The 24,409-nt window shown below is 60.9% G+C and carries 18 protein-coding genes and 1 pseudogene; 7 read left to right on the forward strand and 12 right to left on the reverse strand.

Features of this window, described 5'->3' with window-relative positions:
- Positions 1–5 precede the first annotated feature (5 nt).
- On the forward strand, positions 6–842 hold the full coding sequence (gene lpxI, locus AC0L37_RS07395; RefSeq protein WP_282221572.1) for a UDP-2,3-diacylglucosamine diphosphatase LpxI domain-containing protein: 837 nt from the start codon (positions 6–8) through the stop codon (positions 840–842).
- The gene (locus AC0L37_RS07400) at positions 835–1,965 is read left to right on the forward strand and encodes a lipid-A-disaccharide synthase (protein ID WP_282223006.1); all 1,131 of its coding nucleotides are present in this window, start codon (positions 835–837) and stop codon (positions 1,963–1,965) included. The genes lpxI and AC0L37_RS07400 overlap by 8 nt, the downstream gene beginning before the upstream one ends.
- Here AC0L37_RS07400 and gltA read toward each other — a convergent pair.
- On the reverse strand, positions 1,962–3,251 hold the full coding sequence (gene gltA, locus AC0L37_RS07405) for a citrate synthase (RefSeq protein ID WP_212657752.1): 1,290 nt from the start codon (positions 3,249–3,251) through the stop codon (positions 1,962–1,964). The genes AC0L37_RS07400 and gltA overlap by 4 nt on opposite strands.
- A gap of 155 nt (positions 3,252–3,406) precedes the next feature.
- Entirely contained in the window at positions 3,407–4,825 is a 1,419-nt protein-coding gene (gene gltX / locus AC0L37_RS07410) for a glutamate--tRNA ligase (RefSeq protein ID WP_427857037.1), read from the reverse strand.
- A gap of 242 nt (positions 4,826–5,067) precedes the next feature.
- Between gltX and AC0L37_RS07415 the strand changes: the two genes are divergently transcribed.
- A complete protein-coding gene (locus AC0L37_RS07415) occupies positions 5,068–7,047 on the forward strand; it encodes a ComEC/Rec2 family competence protein (RefSeq protein ID WP_282221571.1) in 1,980 nt (659 codons plus the stop codon).
- On the opposite strand, the gene AC0L37_RS07420 is transcribed toward AC0L37_RS07415, so the two are convergent.
- Genes AC0L37_RS07420 through AC0L37_RS07435 form a run of 4 tightly spaced genes read right to left on the reverse strand, consistent with a single transcriptional unit; the run spans position 7,019 to position 11,401 of the window.
- Positions 7,019–8,977, reverse strand: coding sequence for a beta-galactosidase (locus AC0L37_RS07420; RefSeq protein ID WP_282221570.1), 1,959 nt, complete (start codon positions 8,975–8,977; stop codon positions 7,019–7,021). The two genes, AC0L37_RS07415 and AC0L37_RS07420, sit on opposite strands and share 29 nt — an antisense overlap.
- 10 nt (positions 8,978–8,987) lie before the next feature.
- The gene (locus AC0L37_RS07425; RefSeq protein WP_282221569.1) at positions 8,988–9,863 is read right to left on the reverse strand and encodes an SMP-30/gluconolactonase/LRE family protein; all 876 of its coding nucleotides are present in this window, start codon (positions 9,861–9,863) and stop codon (positions 8,988–8,990) included.
- Entirely contained in the window at positions 9,860–10,471 is a 612-nt protein-coding gene (locus AC0L37_RS07430) for a 2-dehydro-3-deoxy-6-phosphogalactonate aldolase (protein ID WP_282221568.1), read from the reverse strand. The genes AC0L37_RS07425 and AC0L37_RS07430 overlap by 4 nt, the downstream gene beginning before the upstream one ends.
- 9 nt (positions 10,472–10,480) lie before the next feature.
- Complete coding sequence (locus AC0L37_RS07435) at positions 10,481–11,401, reverse strand: 2-dehydro-3-deoxygalactonokinase (RefSeq protein WP_282221567.1); 921 nt, start codon at positions 11,399–11,401, stop codon at positions 10,481–10,483.
- 294 nt (positions 11,402–11,695) lie between these two features.
- Here AC0L37_RS07435 and AC0L37_RS07440 point away from each other — a divergent pair, with 294 nt between their 5' ends.
- Positions 11,696–13,504, forward strand: coding sequence for an IlvD/Edd family dehydratase (locus tag AC0L37_RS07440; RefSeq protein ID WP_282221566.1), 1,809 nt, complete (start codon positions 11,696–11,698; stop codon positions 13,502–13,504).
- Between the two features lie 103 nt (positions 13,505–13,607).
- On the opposite strand, the pseudogene aat reads toward AC0L37_RS07440, so the two are convergent.
- The 5 genes and pseudogenes from aat to AC0L37_RS07465 all read right to left on the reverse strand — a co-directional run bounded on the left by aat (position 13,608) and on the right by AC0L37_RS07465 (position 17,577).
- Positions 13,608–14,236: pseudogene (gene aat, locus AC0L37_RS07445) on the reverse strand (leucyl/phenylalanyl-tRNA--protein transferase).
- Between the two features lie 50 nt (positions 14,237–14,286).
- Positions 14,287–15,633: an acetyl-CoA carboxylase biotin carboxylase subunit gene (gene accC, locus AC0L37_RS07450; RefSeq protein WP_473314894.1), complete on the reverse strand. Its 1,347-nt coding sequence runs from the start codon at positions 15,631–15,633 to the stop codon at positions 14,287–14,289.
- A 10-nt stretch (positions 15,634–15,643) separates the two neighbouring features.
- Positions 15,644–16,138: an acetyl-CoA carboxylase biotin carboxyl carrier protein gene (gene accB / locus AC0L37_RS07455; RefSeq protein ID WP_473314896.1), complete on the reverse strand. Its 495-nt coding sequence runs from the start codon at positions 16,136–16,138 to the stop codon at positions 15,644–15,646.
- Between the two features lie 34 nt (positions 16,139–16,172).
- Positions 16,173–16,610 (reverse strand): type II 3-dehydroquinate dehydratase, encoded by a 438-nt coding sequence (gene aroQ / locus AC0L37_RS07460; protein WP_212657763.1) that lies wholly within the window; start codon positions 16,608–16,610, stop codon positions 16,173–16,175.
- Positions 16,611–16,704: 94 nt separating this feature from the next.
- The gene (locus tag AC0L37_RS07465) at positions 16,705–17,577 is read right to left on the reverse strand and encodes a DsbA family protein (RefSeq protein ID WP_212657764.1); all 873 of its coding nucleotides are present in this window, start codon (positions 17,575–17,577) and stop codon (positions 16,705–16,707) included.
- 154 nt (positions 17,578–17,731) lie between these two features.
- Between AC0L37_RS07465 and AC0L37_RS07470 the strand changes: the two genes are divergently transcribed.
- Positions 17,732–18,877: a pyridoxal phosphate-dependent aminotransferase gene (locus AC0L37_RS07470; protein WP_282221564.1), complete on the forward strand. Its 1,146-nt coding sequence runs from the start codon at positions 17,732–17,734 to the stop codon at positions 18,875–18,877.
- A 101-nt stretch (positions 18,878–18,978) separates the two neighbouring features.
- On the forward strand, positions 18,979–19,560 hold the full coding sequence (locus AC0L37_RS07475) for a response regulator (protein WP_282221563.1): 582 nt from the start codon (positions 18,979–18,981) through the stop codon (positions 19,558–19,560).
- 67 nt (positions 19,561–19,627) lie between these two features.
- Here AC0L37_RS07475 and AC0L37_RS07480 read toward each other — a convergent pair whose 3' ends face one another.
- Complete coding sequence (locus AC0L37_RS07480) at positions 19,628–22,354, reverse strand: Rne/Rng family ribonuclease (RefSeq protein WP_282221562.1); 2,727 nt, start codon at positions 22,352–22,354, stop codon at positions 19,628–19,630.
- Between the two features lie 644 nt (positions 22,355–22,998).
- Between AC0L37_RS07480 and AC0L37_RS07485 the strand changes: the two genes are divergently transcribed.
- Entirely contained in the window at positions 22,999–24,249 is a 1,251-nt protein-coding gene (locus AC0L37_RS07485; protein ID WP_282221561.1) for an N-acetylmuramoyl-L-alanine amidase, read from the forward strand.
- Positions 24,250–24,409: the final 160 nt, after the last annotated feature.

Below are 24,409 nucleotides of genomic sequence, written 5' to 3' on the forward strand. Positions count from 1 at the left end.
ACAAGGTGGCGGGACGGCTCTCGATCTTTGCGGGGACCGGGGCTCTCGTTCCCCACATTGTCGAGGCAGCATTGAGCGGCGGCTACAAGGTGCAGGTGCTGACCCTGGCGCCGCGCGACGCAATCCCGGGCGTCAAGATGATCAACGTTGATCTCGACAACCCGCTTGGCATCATCTGGTCGCTGAAGGTATTTCGTACCACGCAAATTGCCATGGCCGGTGGCATCCACTTGCCAGACAAGGCGCGTGAGGGACTGATCCGGTTTGCCAATGGCAATGCCGATACCGGCAACGTGGTGGCCGAAGCGCCAGTTGGTGATGCCGCGCTGGGCGCGTTGGCAAAAGTACTCAAGAAAATGACCGGTGCCGACATGATCGGGGTGCATGAATTGTCCCCAGATCTGCTTGCTGGTGAGGGCGTCATTGCCGGCGCTGGATTTGACGATCACGCCGCCGCTTTATTCGCATTGGAAACAGCGCGGGCCATCGGAATGCTCGATATCGGACAGGCGGCGGTGACGTCAGGGCGCCGGATCATTGCCGTTGAAGACATTGGTGGCACCGATGCCCTGATCGAACGCGTCGGTGCACTGCGCGCGCGCGGGCTGGCTGGCAATGGCAGTACCCCGCTGATCCTGGCCAAGGCCATGCAGCCACAACAGGCCGGCTTCGTCGATTTGCCGGCCGTCGGGCCGCAGACTGTTACTGGCTGTGCCGCGGCCGGCATCGCGGCAATTGCGGTCGAGGCTGGGCATAGTCTGGTGTTGGAGCGCGCTGCGCTTCAGGCCGCCGCCAAGCAGCACGGCGTGGTGGTCCTGGGGATGGCTCTTGACCATGGATGAGCCGCTCAAGCTTTTCATTTTGGCGGGTGAACCATCGGGCGATCGGATTGCGGCCGATCTGGTGGCGCGGCTGCAGCAGCGTGTGCCGCTGGCCCTTGCCGGTGTAGGCGGTGACGAACTCAGCGCTCTGGGGCTTCAATCACTTTACCCCATGAGCGATCTGTCGGTGATGGGCATCAGTGATGTGTTGCGCCGACTACCGCTGCTGCTGTGGCGGGTTGAGCAGACCGCGCGCGCCATTCGGGCCGACAAGCCGGACATTGTTGTGCTGGTTGACGCGCAGGATTTCTCCAAACTGGTGGCCAAGCGCCTGAAGGCGCTCGGCTATGCGGGGACGGTCATCCTCTATGTCGCGCCGTCAGTTTGGGCGCGGGCGCCTGAACGGGCCGCCAAGCTCGAGCCGCTGTTCGACGAAGTTCTCGCGGTGCTGCCATTTGAGCCTGCGGTCATGCGGAGCCTGGGCGGCCCGCTCACCAGCTATGTGGGGCATCCGGCTCTCGCCGAAAGGCTGGAACAGTCTGATGGGGCCGAGAAGGGACCGCTGGTGTTGTTGCCAGGGAGCCGCGAGGGTGAGTTGCGTCGACATTTGCCGCTATTTCGGTCCGTTGTGGCGCAACTGGCCGAGCACCCCGTCATTGATGGTGTAGTGATCCCGACGCTGCCATCACTGGCAGTGCGCATTCAAGCCGAAGTTGCTGACTGGCCTGTGCCAGTGGCTGTGATCGATCAGCGTGGCGATCGCCGGGCCCTATACGGGCGGGCTGTTGCGGCGCTGTCAGTGGCTGGCACGGCAACGCTGGAACTGGCATTGGCCCGCGTGCCAATGGTGGTGAGCTATGTGATGGATGGGCACCAAGCGCGGGTCTTCGACAAGCTGGGACGCCCCATAATTTCTCTGCCCAACATCATTCTGGATCGCCCCGAAGTCAGCGAACTGGTGCAGGCCAAGCCGGACGCAGACGCCATCGTTGCCAGTCTGTGCGCATTGCTGGACAACAAAAAAGCCCGCCAGGACCAGATATTGGCCTTTGGCGAGCTTGTCGAATTGATGGTGGCGGGCAGCGCCGACTTTCCCCGTCAGGATCCAGCGGACCGGATCCTGAGCTATTGGTCTGCCGCTTAGCGGGCGTCGACCTGCTTGTAGTCGCGGGCTGGCGAGCCATCATAAAGCTGGCGTGGGCGACCAATCTTCTTCTGCGGATCGCCGATCATTTCCTTCCACTGGGAAATCCAGCCGACGGTGCGGGCGACAGAGAACAGCACGGTGAACATCGACGTCGGGAAGCCAATCGCTTCAAGGATGATGCCCGAGTAGAAGTCCACATTCGGGTAGAGCTTGCGCTCGATGAAGTATGGATCTTCAAGCGCGATCTTCTCGAGTTCCTGCGCCACCTGCAGCGTGGGATTGTTGTGCACGCCGAGCAGGTCAAGGACCTCCTTGGCAGTCTTCTGCATCACGGTCGCGCGGGGATCGAAGTTCTTGTAGACGCGATGGCCAAAGCCCATCAGCTTGAACGGATCGCTCTTGTCCTTGGCGCGGGCAATGAACTCAGGAATGCGATCGACGGTGCCGATTTCCTTGAGCATGTTGAGCGCAGCTTCGTTGGCGCCGCCATGGGCAGGGCCCCACAGGCAAGCCACACCGGCTGCGATACAGGCGAATGGGTTGGCGTCGGACGAACCAGCCAGGCGCACTGTCGACGTCGAGGCGTTCTGCTCGTGGTCTGCATGCAGGGTGAAAATCAGGTCCATTGCCTTGGCAATGGTCGGGTTCACCTCATAATTCTCGGCGGGAACCGAAAAGCACATGTGCAGGAAGTTCGACGCGTAATCGAGATCGTTGCGTGGATACACGAAGGGCTGGCCGACCGAGTATTTGTAGGCCATGGCCGCGATCGTTGGCATCTTGGCGATCATGCGGATCGAGGCGATCTCGCGCTGCTGCGGATCGGTGATGTCGGTGGAGTCATGGTAGAACGCTGCCATGGCGCCGACCACACCGGTCATGATGGCCATTGGATGGGCATCGCGGCGGAAGCCACGGTAGAAGTAGTGCATCTGCTCATGCACCATGGTGTGACGTGTCACCAGTTCATCGAACTCGACCAGTTGGGTCTTGTTGGGCAGTTCGCCGTAGAGCAGCAGATAGCAGACTTCTATGTACGAAGCGTTTTCCGAGAGCTGATCAATGGGATAGCCGCGGTAGAGCAACTGGCCCTTGTCACCATCGATATAGGTGATGGCACTGTCACAGGCCGCCGTGGAGGTAAACCCCGGGTCGTACGTAAACATGCCGGTCTTGGCGTATAAGGTGCGGATGTCGATGACATCCGGACCAACGGTGCCAGACAGAAGCGGGAATTCGTGGGTCTGATCCCCGATGACGAGTTTGGCGACTTTATCGGTCATTTAGCTCTCCTCGAAGGCCCCGGAACCCCAATTGGAAAGGGATTTCGGTAGGGTCGGGGCCGTGTATGTGGCAGTCACATAATTACCGGACAGGTATCAGCTTTTGCTGTCCTGAGGCAACTGATGGGTAAGCAAGGCTTACCCTGCTATTAGCACTAGACAGCGCTGATTTGATCCTGAAGGCGCGCCATTGCTTCGTCGCGACCGATCAGCACCATAACCTCAAAGATGCCTGGTGAGACAGTGCGTCCGGTCAGCGCAGCCCGCAATGGCTGTGCCAGTTTGCCCAGCTTGAGGCCCTTGGCCTCGGCCAGGGTGCGCATGGCAGCGTCGATGGCAGGCACCGACCATTCATTGAGACCGTGCAGCATTTCGGCCATGTCGCCAAGCACGATGCGCGATTCCGGTGTCAGCAGCGCTGACGCCTTTTCATCAATAGCAAGCGGACGTGACGCGTAGATGAACTGGGCCAGATCGATGAGTTCCAACACGGTTTTGGCGCGTGGCTGCAATTCGGGTAGGGCGCTGAGGGCGGTGTCCCGGTTGGCCGAGAGTCCCTCGGCGTCAGCAGTGCGGCCAACTTCCCGGGCCGTTGCCAGCATGACGTCGTAGAGATATTCCGGCGTTGCTTCGCGGATGTAATGGCCGTTGATGTTCTCTAGCTTTACGAAGTCGAAGCGTGCGGCGCCCTTGTTGAGGCCGTCCAGCGCAAACCACTCGACCATCTGGTCGGTGCTGAAGAACTCGTCGTCGCCATGGCTCCAGCCGAGACGGGCCAGATAGTTGCGCAGGGCTTCAGGCAAGTATCCCATCTGGCGGTAGGCTTCTACGCCCAGAGCGCCATGACGCTTGGAGAGCTTGGCGCCGTCAGGACCGTGGATCAACGGGATATGGGCCATCTCCGGCACGGGCCAGCCCATGGCGTTGTAGATGATAATCTGGCGGGCAGCATTAGTCAGGTGATCGTCGCCACGGATAATGTGGGTGACGCCCATATCGTGATCATCGACCACCACGGCGTGCATATAGGTGGGCGTGCCGTCAGAGCGCATGATGATGAAATCATCCAGGTTCTCGGCCTTGAATACGACCTGGCCCTGCACATGGTCGTTGACGGCGATGTCGCCGCTCAGCGGCGCCTTGATGCGGATCACCGGGGCAACCCCCTCGGGAGCTTCGCTCTGGTCGCGATCGCGCCAGTAACCGTTATAGCGTGGCGGCTTGCCGGCGGCACGGGCCTCTTCACGCATCTGGTCTAGCTCGGCTGATGAGCAATAGCAGTAGTAGGCATGGCCCAGTTCAACCAACTGGCGCGCCACTTCGGCGTGACGGTCGGCGCGTGCGAACTGGCTGATCGGGTCGCCTTCCCAATCCAGACCCAGCCATTTGAGGCCATCGATCAAGGCAACCACAGCCGCATCAGTAGAGCGTTCGCGGTCCGTATCTTCGATACGCAGCAGCATCTTGCCGCCCTGGTTTTTGGCGAATGCCCAGCTGAACAGCGCCGTGCGGGCGCCGCCAATGTGCAGATAACCAGTGGGCGAAGGGGCGAAACGGGTGACGACCTGGGACATGAGACCGGAGTGCTTGGAGAGATTGAGAGCCGTGTGTAGCATAGAGGGGCACGAGCGCAAGGGCGGGGGCAGGGCCGGTGCAGCGGGGCGAAACTCTCGATCGCGAAATCGACGATATGAGACGGGTCTCACCCGCATCCCCTATGCCTGCAGTCCTGCCCGGACGGGGTCGTCAGACTGGACGAACCGCTCCCTTCTCTGCGGCTGTGACGCAAGTCAGGGACGCTGTATCGGCGCGGCGGTTGTTCATCCTGTTGCCCTTTGCAATGCTGGCGGGGCTGATTGCGTATGCCAGTCTTCCCGTTGAACCGCAAAGCTGGGCGTTGGTCGCCGTCGGGCTGGCCGTCCTGGCATTGGTCGTAGCACTGCGTGCGTCGACTATCCTGCCGCTGATGGGCCTGCTGGCCGCGTTTTGGGCCGGGGTCTGCCTATTGCCACTACATGGGTTCTGGTTCGGCACCGAAATGCTGCGCTATCCGGCTTATGGGGCGTATTCGGCACGGGTCGATGCCATTGTTTCGGCCACTGAAAGTACGCGCCGCATCATCATTTCGGACCTGACCCCGCTCGATGGCGCCCGAGCACTGCCGATTGTCCGGGCACGGTTGGTCACGCCACCCACGCCGCCGCTGGCGCCGGGCGACACGATTGCGGCCAAAGTTCGCTTGGCACCGGTTCCCGGTCCCGTTCTTCCCGGTAGCTTTGATGGACAGTTTCACGCCTACTTCGCCGGTGTTGGTGCCTATGGCATTGTAACCAGCGGTTTTTCCAAAACCGGGTCGGGTGCGCAGTTCGACCCGGGGCGCGTGGTTGAGCAATTGCGCATGGGGATTGGTGCTCGTATCGCCGGTGAGCTTGATGGTGCTTCAGCCGCCATTGGGCGGGCCATGGTGGTGGGCGATCAAAGCGAGATCACCGATGAAACCCGCGAGGTGATGGCGCAGTCAGGGCTGGCCCATATCTATTCGATATCCGGGCTGCATCTATCGATTGTTGCGGGTGGCGTGTTCTGGCTGATGCGCTGGCTGCTTGCCGCCATTCCGCCTGTCGCCAATCGCTGGCCGGTCAAGAAGGTAGCGGCAGTGACCGGGCTGATCGCGGCAGGGGGATATCTGCTGCTGGCCGGTGGCGTGGGGAATATCCCGGCCCTGCGTTCAACCATGATGCTGGGCCTGATCTTTGGTGCGGTTCTGGCCGGGCGCCGGGCGCTGACAATGCGCAATGTTGCCATTGCGGCCCTTGCGATCATGGTGATTGATCCAGCCAGCGTGTTCCGGGCCAGTTTCCAGCTGTCATTTGCCGCTGTGGTGGCCTTGATCGGTATCTACGAGATGCCGCGATCTGCCCCAAGGGGTAATCGCAACTGGATTGCTCGCATGGGCGGATCGTTATGGGCTGCGGCGGCTACGAGCCTGATCGCCGGTACGGCGACGCTGCTGTTTTCCGCATATCATTTCCAGCAGACCGCACCCCTCAGCGTGGTAGGCAATGTGTTGGTGCTGCCTGTCGTCAGCCTGATCATCATGCCCTTCGGGGTGTTGTCCGTGCTGGCGATGCCATTGGGCATCGAGAAGCCCTTTGTCGCCATCATGGGCTGGGGCATCGACCGGATGGTCGATGGTGCTGTTCTGGTGGCGGGTTGGAGCGCCGGACTAACGGGTAACCCATTGCTGACCGTTTGGGCCCTGATCATCGGTCTGGCGGCCTTGGCGTGGTTTGCCTTTTTGCCCAATCGCTGGCGCTTGGCTGGCCCGCTGCTGGCGGTGCCGTTGGTGCTGCTGTTTGGGCTGGACCACCGTCCCGATGTGCTGATTGCCGACACCACCCAGGCAGTGGCGGTTCGACAAGGCGAAGCGATGGGACTGGTGACGGGGCGTGGCGGCAGTTTTGCGGTCAATGTTTGGAGCGATCACTACCAGGAGGAGATCGCTGACACTTTCGAAGGAGCCCGCTGCGACAGATTGGGGTGCATCGCGCGTACCCTGGAATTCTCTATCGCCGTGATCAAAAATGCCGCCGCTTTTGCTGAAGATTGCGGGCTGCATGATTTGGTGGTCGCTCGTCTGCGCGCGCCGGTTACCTGCAAAGGAAGCCTGGTAATCGACAGTGAAGACCTGCAGGCCCGGGGCGTGCAGTGGCTGCGCTGGGATGGTTCGGCGGCGCGGTTTGACCTCCGCACCGCCATTCCCAACCTCAACCGGCCGTGGCGAGTCGCGCGATAGTAACGCCAGCTGCAGGAATCTCGGCGGTGCCAAGCACGTATCCGGCTTCGTCATGTGCAGGTGTCAGGGTGGCTGGGCCAGCATTGTAGTTGACGTAGACACGCAGGCCGTCGCGCGTGCGGCAGCGCACGCCCGCTGGCAGGTTCAATGTCACCAGATCGGCCTCGGCGATCAGATAGTCGACCACGCGATGGACGAGTGCCTTGGTGCCGGTGCCGCCCAGATAATAGAGCTTGCCCTGATTGACCAGAACCGGCCAACCTTCGGTGTCCTCGATGACCACATTGGCCTTGGTCTCGATGCGTTCGCGCCAGTGGTGGACCGAGCCGCTACCTTTGACCTCGATTTCGAGCGACGGATCAATACTGTCGATGCGCAGCACCTTGAGGTCGAGCAGATTGCTTGGCAGATCCGGCGCCAGCCTGGGCGGGATGGCGAAATTCTGCGTCTTGGAGCCAGAGCGCGGACCGATCAGCAGGTGGCCATCAAATTCGCTGATTGCCGTGCGCAGCTCGTCATTCCAGGCAAACAGTGCCGGGATAGCAATAATGTCGTAGCCGGCAAAGCTAGTGGTGCTGGGTGGTAGAATATCGATATCCAGCCCGTGACGGCGGAAGGCCGCATAGAGCGCCCGCACATGGGCGCCATGCGTGAAGCCCTTGGCCTGCGGTTGAACGTCCCAGGCCCATTCGCTCTGATAGTCATATACGAGGCCGACGCGTCCCTTGCTGGCGGCGCCCGTAATGCCGATCGACTTGAGTTCCTGCGCGACCTGAAGGGCTTCATGGTAAGCGGGAGCAGGTTCGCTGTCGGGGCGCAAGAGGCCGGCATGCATCTGTTCCTGCGCAAAGGGTGCCTGGCGCCAGCGGAAATAGGAAACAACCTCCGCGCCATGGGCAAAGGCTTCCCACGCCCAGAGACGCGCCATGCCGGGCAAGGGATCGGGATTGAAATCGGCCCAGTTCACCGGACCGGGCTGCTGTTCCATGATCCACCAGCGGCCGTGACCAACGGTGCGGTAGAGATCGTGGTGGAATGCCTGATAGTCGGGTTCACCCTGGCGCAGATACTGGCGCTTGACCTCTTCGGGCTCGGTGCTAACAGCGAGATGGCCAATCGGGTAAGCGTCCCAGGCCGCCACATCAAGGGATTTGGCAACGTCATAGTGGTCGAATTCGGTATAGCGGCCCATGAAGTTATGGATGACCGGCAGGTCGGGGCGCTTGGCTTTGAGGATGTCGTACTGCACCTTGTTGAAGGCGGCGACCTGATCTGATGCGTAGCGCCGATAGTCCAGGTCATGGGCGGGCGCTGGTTCGCAGACCAGAAGATTGGGGAGTTCGACCTGATCGAAGCGGTTGTATTCCATGGACCAGAACACATTGCCCCATGCCTCGTTCAAGGCTTCGACCGTGCCGTATTTTTCGGCCAGCCAGCGCTGAAACCCAGCCTTTGCGGCGGGCGAATAGGAATAGGTGGTGCCGTGGCAGCCATATTCATTGTCGGTCTGCCAGCCGCCCAGCGCGGGATGGCCGGCGACGGCATCGGCCAGCAACTGCGTGATGCGGGCGGATTCTTCGCGATAGCCACGATGCGAGAAATCGTAGTGGCGGCGCGAGCCAAAACCTTTCTGGCGGCCATTGGCGTCGACAGCGAGCATGTCGGGGTGCTTGTCGACCATCCAGCGTGGTGGGGTGGCAGTGGGTGTGCAGAAAATGACCTTGAGCCCGTGGCGTCCCAGCACATCCATGGAGCGGATGATCCAATCGAACTGCAGATACCCCGGCGTGGGTTCGAGTTTTGACCAGGCGAACTCGCCTATCCGGACATAGGCGATGCCGACCTCAGCCATGCGCGCTGCATCCTGCTCCCAGACCTCCTCGGACCAGTGTTCTGGATAGTAGCAAACGCCCAGGGCTGGATTGATCATGACGGAGTTCTCAGAGTTTGATTGGGGTTTCGGCCTGACCGGCGACGTCGACGTCGACAGCAAAGACACTGCCGGCGTGTGGTTCATTGGCCCTCTGTTCTGGGCTCAGTCCGGTATTGGCGGTGGTGATGAACATGGTCTTGAGGTCAGCTCCACCAAAGGCAGGGCAGGTCACCTGACTGACGGGGAGTTCAACGATCCGATCGATTGATCCATCGGGTGCGTGGCGGACGACACAATTGCCGCCCCAACGCGCGTTCCAGAGGTAGCCTTCGCTATCCACGACCGCGCCGTCAGGGGAGCCGCGATGGTCCGATACATCGGCAAACAATGTCCACTCGCCAATCGGCATGCCGGTTGCCGGATCAGTGGCGCATTGCATGATCTGGCGGGTCGGGGTGTCGGACCAGTAGGCAATGGTGCCATCGGGCGAGAAGCAGGTGGCATTTGGAATGCTGATATTGGACTTGAGCGTGCTCAGCGTGCCGTCACGATAGTGATAGACGGCGCCGATAGGCGTTTCTTCGTTCTTGCCCATGGTGCCGATCCAGAAGGCGCCAGAGGGATGCACGCGGCTATCATTGGTGCGGGTCTCGCCATTGCTGGCTTCGATGCCGACAATCGGCGCGATGCCGCCCATGGTGATGTCAAAACCCTTGAGTCCGGTTTCAGCGGCCAGCACCAGGGTGTTGTCGTCAACAATGGCGGCCGCAGCGACCACTTCGTTGAACAGCCACTGATTGGTGATTTCACCGGCAGCATTGGCCGCGTACAGGGTGTCTTCCTTGATATCAAAAAAGAACAGTTCCTGGCGTCCGGGATGCCAGAGCGGGCCCTCACCGAGGGTGCACTGGGTGTCGATGAGAAGGCGGGCCGTCTGGCTCATTCGGGGAACCCCGCATCATAGGCGGCAACCGCTGCATTTGCGCGTTCGCTAACCTGGGCTGCGTCCATGCCGGGCTTGTAGATATAGGTTCCCAGGCCAAAGCCCGAGCAACCGGCAGCGAAGTACTCATCGAAATTGTCGGGATTGGCACCGCCGACCGCATAGAGCGGAATTTCCGGCGGCAGCACGGCCTTCATGGCCTTGATACCCTTGGGGCCGAGCACTTCGGCGGGAAAGAACTTCAGGCCTGTGGCACCCGCCTTGATGGCGCGGAATGCGTCGGAGGGCGTGAATACGCCGGGGAAGGACAACATCTGCATTCGGATCGTTTCTGCGATCACCTGCTTGTTGGTGTCAGGCGAGACAACGAATGTGCCGCCTGCCTCGGATACGGCGGCGACCTGCTTCTTGCTCAGCACGGTACCCGCCCCAATGGTGGCGATATCGCCCAGCGCATTTGACGCCATGGCGATACTGATCAGCGCATCGGGGGAATTGAGCGGGACCTCGATCATGGTGATCCCTGCCTCGATCAGGGCTTCACAAACATCGATGGTTTCGCTGGGGGTGATGCCGCGCAGAATGGCAATGAGGTGACGGTGTTCCATAAGCGGCTCCTAGGCGGCGTAGCTGCGCGCGGCCTTCAGGCCCGCCAGCACAACATTGGTGGTGTCCTGCGGCAACCCGATGGCGCCAAACATTTCAAGGACTTGGGCGTAAAGGGCGCACAGGCTGGGTGAGCCAATCAATGGCACTGCCTGCTGGCCGATCAAATGGCGGTTGCTGGCGACTTCAGTCCCGATCAGCAGACCCGAGAGATAGCCAGCGCACCAGTCAGGCTGACGATTTGAAAGCAGGGCGCCGGCGCGTACCTGAAACAGGGTGCCGAGCAATTGTTCGGGGTGGTCCAGACCGGCGCGGGCGCCTGCTATAAAGCCCTCCGCTCGGCCGGGACCGTCGAGGTCCCCGTTCATGGAGTGGCGCAGGACCGAATGGGTACGCAGGACTTCGTAGATTTCGCCGGTCATCGCCGTTGAGAAGTGGTCAATGCGGGTTCCCGAAAGACGGGCCCATTTGGAGTGGGTGCCGGGCATGCAAACCATGCCGGAAAAGGCGGGCTCAAGAGCCGCAAGACCGAGTAATTGGGTCTCTTCGCCGCGCATGACATTGTCAGCGCCCGCCTTTTGGCAAACGCCGGGCAGAATCGCCGGGGCGAAGCGTCCGTCAGGCATTGTGGGGTGGACAGCGCCGGCCAGCAGACCGCGCAAATCGGTGGGAGCTTCAAGATAAGGGGCCTCGAGCCAGCCCTGACGCGCGCCGGCCATGCCACAGATCAGCACGTCCAGTGCTCCCCCGCCGGCAGCCGTAACCCCATCAAGCACCTCGATAAGTGCGGCGGGAAATTCCTCGCGAGTCAGCTTACCCATGCCCTTGGCCGATTGCCGCTCCAGCGCCACGCTGCCATCAGGGGCAATGCCCCATGCTCGCAGGTTGGATGTGCCCCAATCAACGGCGACCCAGTCTACGATATTCGTCACGAATTCCCCTCCGTCGCCCAAATTTGGCGCGACCCTAATGGCTGAATCTCATTTCAGCCAGACCGAATATCCAGCCCGGTCGTCGTCAAACCTGCTCTCCGAAGCATCGTCCTGTCTCGTCGTCGGGTAAGTCCGTGTGAGCGTTCCGACAGATTTTCGCGAGATTTCTGGACTTTGCGCATAAGTATGATTTTTTCTACCAAAGACCATTCACAGCGCGTCCAGCCATGCTAGAACGTTGGCAAATCCCGGCGCCTGCGTGCGCACGGTGAGGAGCAGCAAGGAAGTTCAAAAATGACGGCAGGTAACGGCGATTCAGCGGGCAACAAATTGCGTTCGCGCGCCTGGTTCGACAATCCAGAGAACCCGGACATGACGGCTCTCTATCTTGAGCGCTACATGAATTTCGGCGTTTCGCGTGAAGAGCTGCAGTCAGGCAAGCCCATTATCGGTATTGCCCAGACCGGTTCGGATTTGAGCCCCTGCAACCGTCATCACATCGTTCTGGCAGAGCGCGTGCGTGAAGGCATTCGCGAAGCGGGCGGTATTGCCATCGAATTTCCGGTGCATCCGATTCAGGAAACCGGCAAGCGTCCGACGGCGGGGCTGGATCGCAATCTGGCCTATCTTGGTCTGGTTGAAGTTCTGTACGGCTATCCACTTGATGGCGTTGTGCTGACCATTGGTTGCGACAAGACCACGCCCGCCATGCTGATGGGTGCTGCTACCGTCAATATTCCGTCGATTGCCCTGTCGGTCGGCCCCATGCTGAACGGCTGGCACAAGGGCGAGCGCACTGGCTCGGGCACCATTGTGTGGAAGGCGCGCCAGATGATGGCCGCCGGCGAAATCGACTATGCCCAGTTCATCGAACTGGTGGCCTCATCGGCCCCCTCGACCGGCTTCTGCAACACCATGGGCACGGCTTCGACCATGAATTCGCTGGCGGAAGCGCTGGGCATGCAATTGCCCGGTTCGGCGGCAATTCCCGCGCCCTATCGTGATCGCCAGGAAATGGCTTATCGCACCGGCAAGCGGATCGTTGACATGGTGCATGAGGACCTCAAACCCTCTGACGTCATGACCAAGGACAATTTCGTCAACGCCATCGTGGTCAATTCGGCCATTGGTGGTTCGACCAACGCGCCGATCCACATTCAGGCCATCGCCAAGCACATGGGCGTTGAGCTCGAGTTGCAGGATTTCCAGACCCACGGCCACAAGGTGCCGCTGCTGGTGAACCTGCAGCCCGCCGGTGAATATCTGGGCGAAGATTTCTATCATGCCGGCGGTGTGCCGGCGGTGGTCAATGAGTTGATGGGGCAGGGGCTGATCCGTGAGGGTGCGCCGACAGTCAACGGCAAGACCATTGGCGAAAACTGCGCCGCGACCACCATTCAGGACGACAAGGTCATCCGTCACTTCGACAACCCGCTCAAGGTGGATGCAGGCTTCCTGGTGCTGCGTGGTAATCTGTTCGACAATGCCATCATGAAGACCAGCGTGATCTCGCCGGAGTTCCGCGATCGCTACCTCAACAACCCAGCCCATCCAGGCATGTTTGAGGGCAAGGCGGTGGTCTTTGATGGTCCGGAAGATTATCACCACCGGATCGATGATCCGGCGCTAGAAATCAACGAAAACACGCTGTTGTTCATGCGCGGCGCTGGTCCGATCGGCTATCCCGGCGCGGCCGAAGTGGTCAATATGCGGCCACCCAGCTATCTGATCAAAAAGGGTATTACAGCGCTCGCCTGCATTGGCGATGGTCGTCAGTCCGGCACCTCCGGCTCACCCTCGATCCTGAACGCTTCGCCAGAAGCTGCCGCGGGTGGCAATCTGGCCATTCTCAAGACTGGCGATCAGGTTCGGATCGATCTGAACAAGGGGCAGGCCAACATTCTGATCTCGGACGAAGAGATCGCCACACGGCGTGCCGATCTGGAAGCTTCGGGTGGCTATAAGTATCCCAAGCATCAGACCCCATGGCAGGAAATCCAGCGCGGTATCGTTGGCCAGCTGGGTGATGGCGCCATCCTCAAGCCTGCCGAGAAGTATCAGCGGATTGCCCAGAGTGAGGGCGTGCCGCGCGACAACCACTAGGTTGCGCCAAGCCCCCAAAACACCATAGGTCCCGCCAACTGGTGGGGCCTTTTTCGTTTCTGCCACTGCGTTATCGGTAACGAGTCGGTTGCGCGTTGGGCGGTCAGTTTCGGTCGATGGCTGACCAGTCGCCCTGCAGCAGGAGTGCATCGGCAAGGCGCTCTTCATAAAGTTCGCGGGGGATTTCGATGCCGCCCAGCGATTCCAGATGATCGGTGAGAAACTGGGTGTCGAGCAGCACGTAGCCACCGGTGTTGAGCCGATCCACCAGATGGGCCATGGCGATCTTGCTGGCATTGGTACGGCGGTGGAACATGGATTCCCCGAAAAGGCGCCGCCAATGGCGAGCCCGTAAAGTCCGCCGACCAGTTCGGCGCCGTCCCAGACCTCAACCGTGTGGGCCACACCGCGTTCGAACAACTCGCCATAGACTGACCGGATGGTGCGGTTGATCCAGGTCGTGTCGCGGTCTGCGCCCACTGTGGCACAGGCGTCGATTACAGCTTCGAAATCGGTATCGACCTTGGTGACAAAACCGGATTTGCGGATTGCCTTGCGCAGGCTGGTGGAGAGGCGAAAGCCGTCTAGGGGAATGATGCCGCGCTGCTCCGGGCTGACCCAGAACAGGTTCTCGTCCTGAGCGTCCTCAGACATGGGAAAGATGCCCGCCTGATAGGCGCGCACGATCAAATCAGGGGTGATCTCAAGTTCGAACGGGTTTGGGCGGGACATGACGCACCTTGGGTCTAAAGGAAAGGGGCGCAGTGCGCCCCTTTGGTAGATCAGACCTTGTTCTCGGCCAGGTATTTTTCAAGCCAGTGAATGTCATAATTGCCCGAAAGAATGTCGGGCTCCTTGATCAGACGCTGGAACAGCGGCAGCGTGGTCTTGATGCCGTCGATGACGAACTCGTCAATGGCGCGGCGCAGGCGCTGCAGGCACTCGTCGCGGGTGCGACCGTAGACGATCAGCTTGCCGATGAGCGAGTCGTAATAGGGCGGGATCTTGTAGCCCTGATAAACCGCCGAATCGACGCGAATGCCGACGCCACCTGCGGGGTGGTAGAAGGTGATCGTTCCGGGCGAAGGAGCGAAGGTCTGTGGGTCTTCGGCATTGATGCGCACTTCAATGGCGTGACCGTTGAACTGGACCTTGTCCTGGGTAATGGACAGCTTCTCGCCCGACGCGACGCGAATCTGCTCATAGACGATGTCTATACCGGTGATGCGTTCGGTGACCGGATGCTCCACCTGCAGGCGGGTGTTCATTTCGATGAAATAGAACTCACCGTCTTCGTAGAGAAATCCGATCGTGCCAGCGCCTGAGTATTTCAGCTTGCGCATGGCGACGGCGCAGATTTCGCCGATTTCGTCGCGTTCCTGCGGCTTGATGGTGGGGCCACCGGCCTCTTCCCAAACCTTCTGATTGCGGCGCTGCAGCGAGCAGTCACGAACGCCCAGATGCACCGCATTGCCCTGTCCGTCGCCCAGTATCTGGACTTCGATGTGGCGCGGCTTGCCGAGGTATTTTTCCATGTAGACCGAGCCATTGCCGAAAGCGGCAGCAGCTTCGGAACGTGCGGTGGACCAGGCGGTCAACACGTCGTCTTCGGAGTTGGCCAGCTTCATGCCGCGACCACCACCGCCAGCGGTGGCCTTGATCAGGACGGGATAGCCAATTTCCTTGGCCATGCGCTTGGCTTCAGCTTCGGTTTCAACCGCGCCGGGCGAGCCGGGAACCACGGGAATGCCAAGCTCGACGGCGGTCTTTTTGGCCGTGATCTTGTCGCCCATGATGTCGATATGGTGGCTGGAGGGACCGATGAAGGTCACCTTGTGCTCGGTCAGGATCTTGGCGAAGCGCGCATTCTCGGACAGGAATCCATAGCCGGGATGCACGGCGTCGGCGCCGGTGATCTCGATGGCAGCCATGATCGAGGGAATGTTGAGATAGCTGTCCTTGGCGGACGGCGGCCCAATGCAGACGCTTTCGTCGGCAAGGCGAACGTGCATGGCATTGGCGTCAGCGGTGGAGTGCACCGCCACGGTCTGGATGCCGAGCTCCTTGCAGGCGCGCAGGATGCGCAATGCGATTTCGCCGCGATTGGCGATCAGGACCTTTTGGAACATGGGGTTCCCCTTACTCGATGACGACGAGTGGCTCGCCGTATTCCACCGGCTGGGCGTCCTCGAACAGGATGCGCGTGACGGTGCCCGAGCGATGTGCGGGGATCTGGTTCATGGTCTTCATGGCTTCAATGATGAGCAGCGTCTGGCCCTCGGTCACCTTGGCGCCAACCGAAACAAATGCCGCCTTGCCTGGCTCTGGTGCGGTGTAGGCGGTGCCAACCATCGGCGAGGTCAGTGTGCCGGGGTTGGAAGCGGGATCTTCAGCGGCAGCAGGCGCTGCAGCAGGAACCGAGCCAGCTGGTGCCATCGAGGCGGCAGGCGCTGCCGCGGGTGCGGGCGCATAATGCTGCGGCGCTGCGTAGGTTACGCCTTCATGGGGGTATGAGCGGGTGACACGGACCCGGAAGTCCTCCTGCTCGATTTCGATCTCGGCGAGATCTTCCTTGTTCAGCAGCTCGGCGATGGCTCGGATCAGATCCTGATCCACTTGCGATGACTTGGTCATTCTTGTCGGTCTCCCGCGCGTTACGCGTTGATCGTTACTTGAGTTTTTCGGCGAGCGCCATGAGCGCCATTGTATACCCGGTGACACCAAAGCCGCAAATGACACCGAACGCCACAGCCGACACATAGGAATGGTGCCGGAAGGCTTCGCGCTGGTGGATGTTGCTCAGATGCACTTCTGCAACGGGCAGCCCGACGGCCTTGAGCGCGTCATGGATGGCTACGGACGTATGGGAATAGGCCGCCGGATTGATGATAATCGCGTCGGCGGTCTTGCGGGCATCCTGAATCCAGGTGACCAGCTCGCCTTCGTGATTGGATTGGCGGAAGTCGATTGTCAGGCCCTGTTCAGTGCCTGTCTGCTTGCACAGAGCCTCGATATCCTTGAGCGTTTGCGCGCCATAGATATCCGGCTCGCGCGTGCCGAGCAGATTGAGGTTCGGGCCGTTGAGGACGAGAACGCGCTTTGCCATAATTTTTGCCTTGTGCACCGGGTCTTCGTGCTGAAGCAAGCGCGGTTACACGAAATGCACCGAAAACGCAAAGAACCCGGTAGATTATCACCGATCAGCTATCGCACTGGGTTTCGCCGCATTCGCGCATATTGGCGATACGCTGGCGCAGTTCATCCACGCCGATGGCGCCCGGAATGACCTCATTGCCGATGATATAGGTCGGGGTGCCGGTGATGTTGAGCGCCTTGGCGATCTCATAGGACGTCTGGATCGTCCTGGAGACGCTGTCAGTGCCCATATCGAGCTCAAGGCTGACCGGGCTCAGGCCCAGGTCGGCTGCGGCCGCCAGGGCCACATCCTTGTCGACCTTGCCGCGACTGGTGAACAGCGCTTCGTGGAAGCTCCAGTAGTCGACATCAGAATCACCAACCAGCACGGCGATGCGGGCGGCATCGATGGATTCGTTGGAGAGAATGGGGAATTCCTTGAAGATCACGCGCAGATTGGGATCTTCGGCCAGCAGGGTGGCCAGGTCGGGCAGGGCCGAGCGGCAGTAGCCGCAATTGTAATCAAAGAACTCGACCAGGGTCACATCACCATCGGGATTGCCGACCACAACCTGACCGGGGTCATTGAAGATCGCTTCCTGCATGGTGGCAATGGCGGCGGTGGCCTGACTGCGTTCTTCGGCGCGCAGTGTCGAATCAAGCGCCACCGAGACGCGCTGCAGGATTTTTGGATCGCTCATCAGGAAGGATTCGATCATCGGGTTGATGATGTCGGCGTCGAGCGTGGCGACTTCCTGAGCAGGCGCTGCAGCCATGGTGGCGCTGCGCTGGGCGTCATAGGCGGTGATTGCGTCATCAATCATGGCCTGCACAGCCACGCTGTCCGTCTGCGGGGCGGGCTGGATGATTGTGGCATAGCCCAGGGCGCCAGCAAGGATACCCGCAAGGGCGACGAGAGCGATGGTGACGCGTGACATGGCTGGTTGGAACTCCGGTCCTGATGAAACGCCTGCCTTCTAGCAGAGCTGAAGCCAGATTAGCAGGGGGAGTGAACAGGTGCTTGGTGTGCCCATCAATTGTTGTTGAGGGGCGGGGCAGTTCGCGATAGGCGGATGGGGTCAAGGAGTGTGCATGACCGACCTTCCCGCCGACGGGCTGATGCCCTTTCACGCCATGGAAATTCTCAAGCGCGCCAAGGTGCTTGAGGCAAGCGGGCGCAGCATCTGCCATCTCGAGGTGGGCGAACCCGGTTCGCCGCCGGCGCCCAAGGTGCTCGAAGCAGTGCGTCAGGCGTTGCCGCAGGCACAGGGCTACACCAATGCCAAGGGTCTGGGCGAGCTGCGCGAGGGCCTTGTCGCCTACTACCAGAACCAGCATGACGTGGTTGTGGATGCCGACGCCATTGTGTGCACTATGGGGTCATCGGCCGGTTTTATCCTGGCCTTCCACACGGCGTTTCGGCCCGGCGCGCGGATCGCCATCACCCGGCCGGGCTATCCGGCCTATGTGAACACGCTGCTCGGGCTGGGCTTCGGTATCACCGAAATCCCGCTGTCCGTCAGCAATGGCTGGCGCCTGACCGGCGCTGATATTGCATCCGCTCATGCGGAGCAGCCATTTGAAGGGCTGCTGTTTGCCAGTCCGGCCAATCCCACCGGTGCCGCGATTGATCGGGCAGGGCTGGCTGACATTATCGCCACTTGCGAGCGTCTGGGGATAACTTTGATCTCCGACGAGATCTATCACGGTCTCGATTATCGCGGTCCCTCCGTCAGCGCGTTGGAGTTGACGAAAAACGCTATCATTATCAATAGCTTCTCAAAGTATTATTGCATGACCGGCTGGCGTATTGGCTGGATGGTGTTGCCTGAAAAGCTGGTGCGACGGGCCGAAATCCTGCAGCAGAACCTGTTTATCTCAGCGCCGACACTGAGCCAGATTGCGGCGACTGTGGCGCTGGGGGAACGCGATTATGCCGAAGAGCAGAAAGCGGGCTACGCAAACAACAGGTTGGCGCTCGACGACGGGCTGCGCGCCTTGGGGTTTGATGTCGGCGGGGCGTCCGACGGTGCGTTCTATGCCTATGTCGGTATCTCCAAATTCTCCAATGATTCCATGGCGTTCTGCGAAGCCATGCTGGAGGAAGCGGGCGTGGCGATGACGCCTGGCATCGATTTCGATCGGGTCAATGGGCAGGGCTATGTGCGGCTGTCCTATGCGGGAAAAAGCGAGACAATTGCGCTGGCGCTTGAGCGCATGAGCGGGTTTTTACGCTAACAGACTGTTAGCACTGAACTTAGGAAGTGCACCGCAACACTGACATTGACGCAACTTTGCGGTGCTAGAGTGCATTGGCGGGAGGACGAGGAGGTCCGGCCATGCATGCACAACCGGTTGATCCGAGTGTTCTGGCGCATTGCGTTGCCATTGTTGTGTCCCAGAACAAGGAAGATGGCGAGGCGCTGATGCGACTTGCCGAACGGCTTCGCTTCGGCGCGGTGATAGCCCACTCACTCAAGCTCAAGCCGGAGCCTTTCAATCACCGCCTGGTATTCTTTCTGGTCCATTTCGACTTCGCCAATACCGCCCGCATGCAATTGCTGCGCGATCTGCGCCACTTTCCCTCAGTCAGCCTTGCCTATGCGCCGGTGGTGATGTTTTTGCGCGATGCGTCGGCAGCGCAAATCAGAGCCGGCATCGAGATGGGCTTTGACGATGTGATCAATGTGCCGGGCGAGGGGCCCGATATTGCGCATCGGCTGGCAAGCCAGATCGGGCGCGAACATCTCTATGTCGAAACCCGCACCTATCTGGGGCCTGACCGTCACCGCATGGACAGGTTCGGGCCTGGCCCGGCGCAGCGTCAGGCGGAAGAACCCCATGCCCGTCTGTTCATTATGCGCACGGTCGAGGAAGGGGTCCATATCGTGCGGCGCGAGGATGTCCACAAAGCCCATTGAGGCCGGTTGGCGCGCTCGCAGCCCCCCAAAACAATGAAGGCGGCCCGAGGGCCGCCTTCTGTGTGTCTTAGCCCAGGCCAAGGCGGCGTTGCCACCAGCCGGCCTTCTTCTTGGGTGCCGGTTCGTCAGCCGTTTCGGCTTCGCTCGGTGCGGCGCTGGATGAAACCACAACGCCCTCTTCAGGCAGTTCCTTCTTGGCGCGGCGTGGCTTGGCTGGCGCCTCGGGTGCGGCTTCAACGGCTGCGGCAGCTTCTGGCGCTGGTGCAGGTTCGGCTGCGGGTGCAGCTTCAGCGACGCTGACCTCTGGCGCTGCCTCAGCGGCTGCTTCAGTGGCCTTTGGCTTGCGCGCCCGTGGCTTACGCTTGGGCTTTTCGGCCGGCGCTTCCTCGGCCGCAGCGTCTGGCGCCGCAGCAGCGGCTTCAGCGGCAACAGCGGCCACTTCGGCTGGCGAGGTTGGCTTGCCCGCTGCCGGCTTGCGACGGCGGGTCCGCTTGGGCTTTTCAGCCGGTGCGTCTTCTGCCGCAACTTCAACAGCTTCAGCGGGTGCCGCTTCTGCGGGAGCAGCTTCGGCGGGTGCTGCCAGTTCTTCCTGGACCAGCAGCTTGTCGGCCACTGCATCGACAGTTTCAGGTGTCAGCGCGGTTTCACCGGTGGCTGGGGACTGTTCGGTTCCCTCTTCGCCATCGCGACGGTTGCGGCGGCCACCACGACGACCGCGGCGGCGGCGCTTGCGCGGCTCGCCATCGGCGCCTTCAGCATCTTCAGCTGTGGGACGAGCGCTGTTTTCCTCGCCGTCTTCGGCCTCGGCATCAGCATCGGCTTCAGCGCCTTCGGCAGGAGCCTGTGCGGCGCGCTGCTGGGGTGGACGCTGGCCATTCTCTTCGCCGCGCTCGGCACCGCCACGACGGCGACGGCGACGACGGCGTGTCCGGCCTTCACCTTCGCCAGCGTCGGCGTTGGATGCGGCCTTTTCCTCGGCTTCTTCGTCCTCGACCTCGTCGACGATATCATCGTCAGCATCGTCTTCGATGATGGCGCTATCGACGCGGACATGCTCGGCAGCGCGCTGCTCGGCATAGGCGATGACGCGGGCGTCGCCCTTCTCGATGGCGAACTGGTGACCGGTCATCTTGCCATCAGCGGTGATGGTGATGGATAGCTGGTTGCGGATTTCCAGCGTGGTCAGGGTCTCGCGCTTGAAGTTGAGGATATAGAGGGCGACCTCAACGGGCACCCGCACATTGATCGACTGGCCCTGACGGCGCAGCACGTGTTCCTCGATATTGCGCATGATCATCAGCGCCAGCGACTCGACCGAGCGCACCAGACCGGTGCCATCGCACATCGGGCACTTGTGGGTGGAGCTTTCAACGACGCCAAAGCGGATACGCTGACGGCTCATTTCCATCAGGCCGAAATGACTGATGCGGCCAACCTGAATGCGGGCGCGATCGTCCTTGAGGCAATCCTTGAGCTTGCGCTCGACAGCCCGGTTGGAGCGGTTTTCCATCATGTCGATGAAATCGATCACGATCAGACCGGCCAGATCCCGCAGACGGAGCTGGCGCGCGACTTCATCGGCAGCTTCCAGATTGGTCTGGAGCGCGGTGTCCTCGATATTGTGCTCCTTGGTGGAGCGGCCCGAGTTCACGTCGATCGAAACCAGCGCTTCAGTCGGGTTGATCACAATGTAACCGCCTGAAGGCAGGGTGACCGTGGGCGAGAACATGGAGTCGAGCTGTGCCTCGATGCCATATTTGGAGAATAGCGGCTGATCATCCTTGTAGAGCTGCACGTTCTTGGCGTGGCTCGGCATGATCATGCGCATGAAGTCCTTGGCTTCACGGAAGGCGTCGTCGCCCGCCACAAAGACCTCGTCGATCTCCTTGTTGTAGAGATCGCGGATGGTTCGCTTGATCAGCGAGCCTTCCTCATAGACCAGGCACGGTGCCTGGCTCTTGAGGGTGAGCTCGCGCACGCTCTCCCAGAGGCGCATCAGATATTCAAAGTCGCGCTTGACCTCGGCCTTGGTGCGTGACGCACCGGCGGTGCGCAGAATGACGCCCATGCCCTGGGGTACTTCGAGATCGGACGTGATTTCCTTGAGGCGCTTGCGATCAGCAGCGTTGGTGATCTTGCGCGAGATGCCGCCACCGCGAGCGGTATTGGGCATCAGCACCGAATAGCGACCAGCCAGCGAGAGATAGGTTGTCAGGGCAGCGCCCTTGTTGCCGCGCTCTTCCTTGACCACCTGCACCAGCATGACCTGACGGCGCTTGATGACTTCCTGGATCTTGTAGTGCTTGCGGGTGTGGCTCTGACGGCGACGCTCTGGCACTTCCTCAAGCGCATCGGCGCCACCGATCGATTCGACCGGTTCGGAATTGGCTGGAGCCTGTTCGATGTGGCTCTCGTCTTCCCCGTCAGCGCTGTCGGAATCGCCATCGGTCTCGGCTGCAGCTTCTGCCGCGCCGGTATCCTCGGAGTCTTCCGCGTGCTCGTCGTCGTGTTCTTCGTCGCGCAGCAGGGCTTCGCGGTCAGCAACGGGGATCTGGTAATAGTCTGGGTGGATTTCGCTAAAGGCCAGGAAGCCATGGCGATTGCCGCCATAGTCGACAAAGGCGGCCTGCAGGGACGGCTCAACGCGCGTCACCTTGGCGAGGTAGATGTTACCCCGCAACTGGCGGCGGGTCGCCGATTCAAAGTCGAACTCCTCGAGCCGGTTACCTGCGGTAACGACGATCCGTGTTTCTTCCGGGTGGATGGCATCCACCAGCATTCTCTTGGTAGCCATAATTAACTCCGCGCGCTCGCGCGCCGACAAGAGGGCGCCGGATAGCCGACATCCTTCTGGTAGCGCAGTGCGAGGCGAATGGTTTGGGGGTAAGTGCGCGCAGAAGCTCTGCCTTGGGCGCGCCGATATGATTGGTCATGGCTGAAAGTTGCAGCGTGACAAAGCGGCAATCGTCTTGTTCGATCGCGTCGCGTGTTGTCCGACTGCGGGCCATCTGACCTCTTCCTATTGGGTTGCCTGTATCCGAGGATCAACGGGCAACCGTCCGGCCCGAGTGGGACCGAAATTCGTATAAAAGCGCAAGAATTGCCGCTTTCAAGCCAGGGTCAGCGGGTCTCTTCGTCCCGCGTCCCGGCCACTTCTCGTTCCGCCGTTGTGAGCTTTAAGCTGCAAAAACAGGTGCACCGAGAAGCTTGCGCTTCACCATAAGCGTGTAGGGGCGTCGCGACCAAATGGCAACAGGAAACTCCAAAACCCAGCCATGACGGCGATTTGTCTGGGCATAGGCGAGCCGATGGCAGAGCGGATGTTGGCCCGGTGGGCAAATCATCGCATAAGAGCCAGATGCGCCGCAGAATCGCCCAAAGCGGATGGGAGATGCAGCGCATTCAGATTTAGGGGTCGATCTGCTCTTGTTCCATTCCATGCGTATTCTGCTGTTGCCACTGCTGGTCTGCCTGATGTCGATGACGGTTGGCAGCCTGGCGCAAGAAGCGGTGGCGCCCGTTTCGGCGCCCGTTGGCCTGCCCAATGTGATGGATGTGCGGGTTACGGTGACGCCCGAGCGCGCCCGGCTGGTCATTGATCTGGCCGCCAAGACCGAATTCTCGCTGGTTTCGCTGAGTGAGCCGGATCGACTGGCCATTGACGTGCGCGCGGCCACCCTCACTGTGCCAGAGCCGGTAGCGACGCCGTCGGAAGAAGGCGTGATCTCCGAATATCGGGTGGAGCAGGCTGGCCCGGACCGGGTGCGCACCACGCTGATGCTATCGGCGCCCGCCCAGGTACAGCAGGCTTATGTGCTCGATCCGTTCGAAGATCAGCCCGCGCGTCTGGTTGTAGATATCATTCCGGCCAGCGCCGGCGAGTTCGCGACCAATGTCGCGCGGGACCTGGCGACGGCGCAGGATATGGCGGCACTGGGCGCCGTCGTGCCCGTGACCGACAGTTCAACGCCGGCGGGCGGTTCGGAACTGCCAATCGCAACGCGTCCGCTGGTAGTGATTGACCCCGGTCATGGCGGCATTGACAGCGGCGCCGAGGCGGCCGGGGGCATCAAGGAAAAGGACATCGTGTTGTCCTTTGCGCTCAAGCTGCAGCAATTGCTGGTGGATTCGGGCCGGTTCGACGTGGCGCTGACGCGTGAGGATGACACGTTTCTGCGCCTTGAGGAGCGGGTTGCGCTGGCGCGGAACAACAAGGCCGACATTTTCATCTCGATCCATGCCGACAGCTTCCAGCAGCCCGAAATTCGCGGCGCCAGCGTCTATACGCGCGACGAGAACGCCACCGACGTGCTGGACAAGGTGCTGGCCGACTCCGAGAACAAGAGCGATGTGATCGCCGGGTTTGCCATGCCGCAAATGGCGCCCGAGGTGGTCGACATCCTGCTCGACCTGATGCGGCGCGAAATGCGGCACCAGTCCTATACGCTGGCCCAGTCCATCGTGCATCAGCTCGAGCCCAGCGTGACGCTGCGGCGGTTTCCGGTGCGGCAGGCCGATTTTTTTGTGCTGCAGGCGCCCGACGTGCCCTCCGTTCTGGTTGAGCTGGGGTTTCTGTCCAATGCCAGCGACATGGCCAATCTGCTGCAGGGCGACTGGCAGAGCCGGACAGCGGATGCACTGGCACGCGGGATTTCGAGCTATTTTGACAGCCTGAGTGCCCCGCAGTGATGTGATAATTCGGCCACGACGGCGAGCAAGCGGTGGAAGCGTGGGGACGTTGCGGGCTTGTGATCCACTTTGGGGCCCGCGTCTGCTATGATTCTGCCAACTATCCCGGTGCGCCAGAGGCGGCACCGCATTGACCATCAAGCGTTTCTGGCCATACGAG

The organism is Devosia sp. J2-20, from assembly GCF_055808475.1.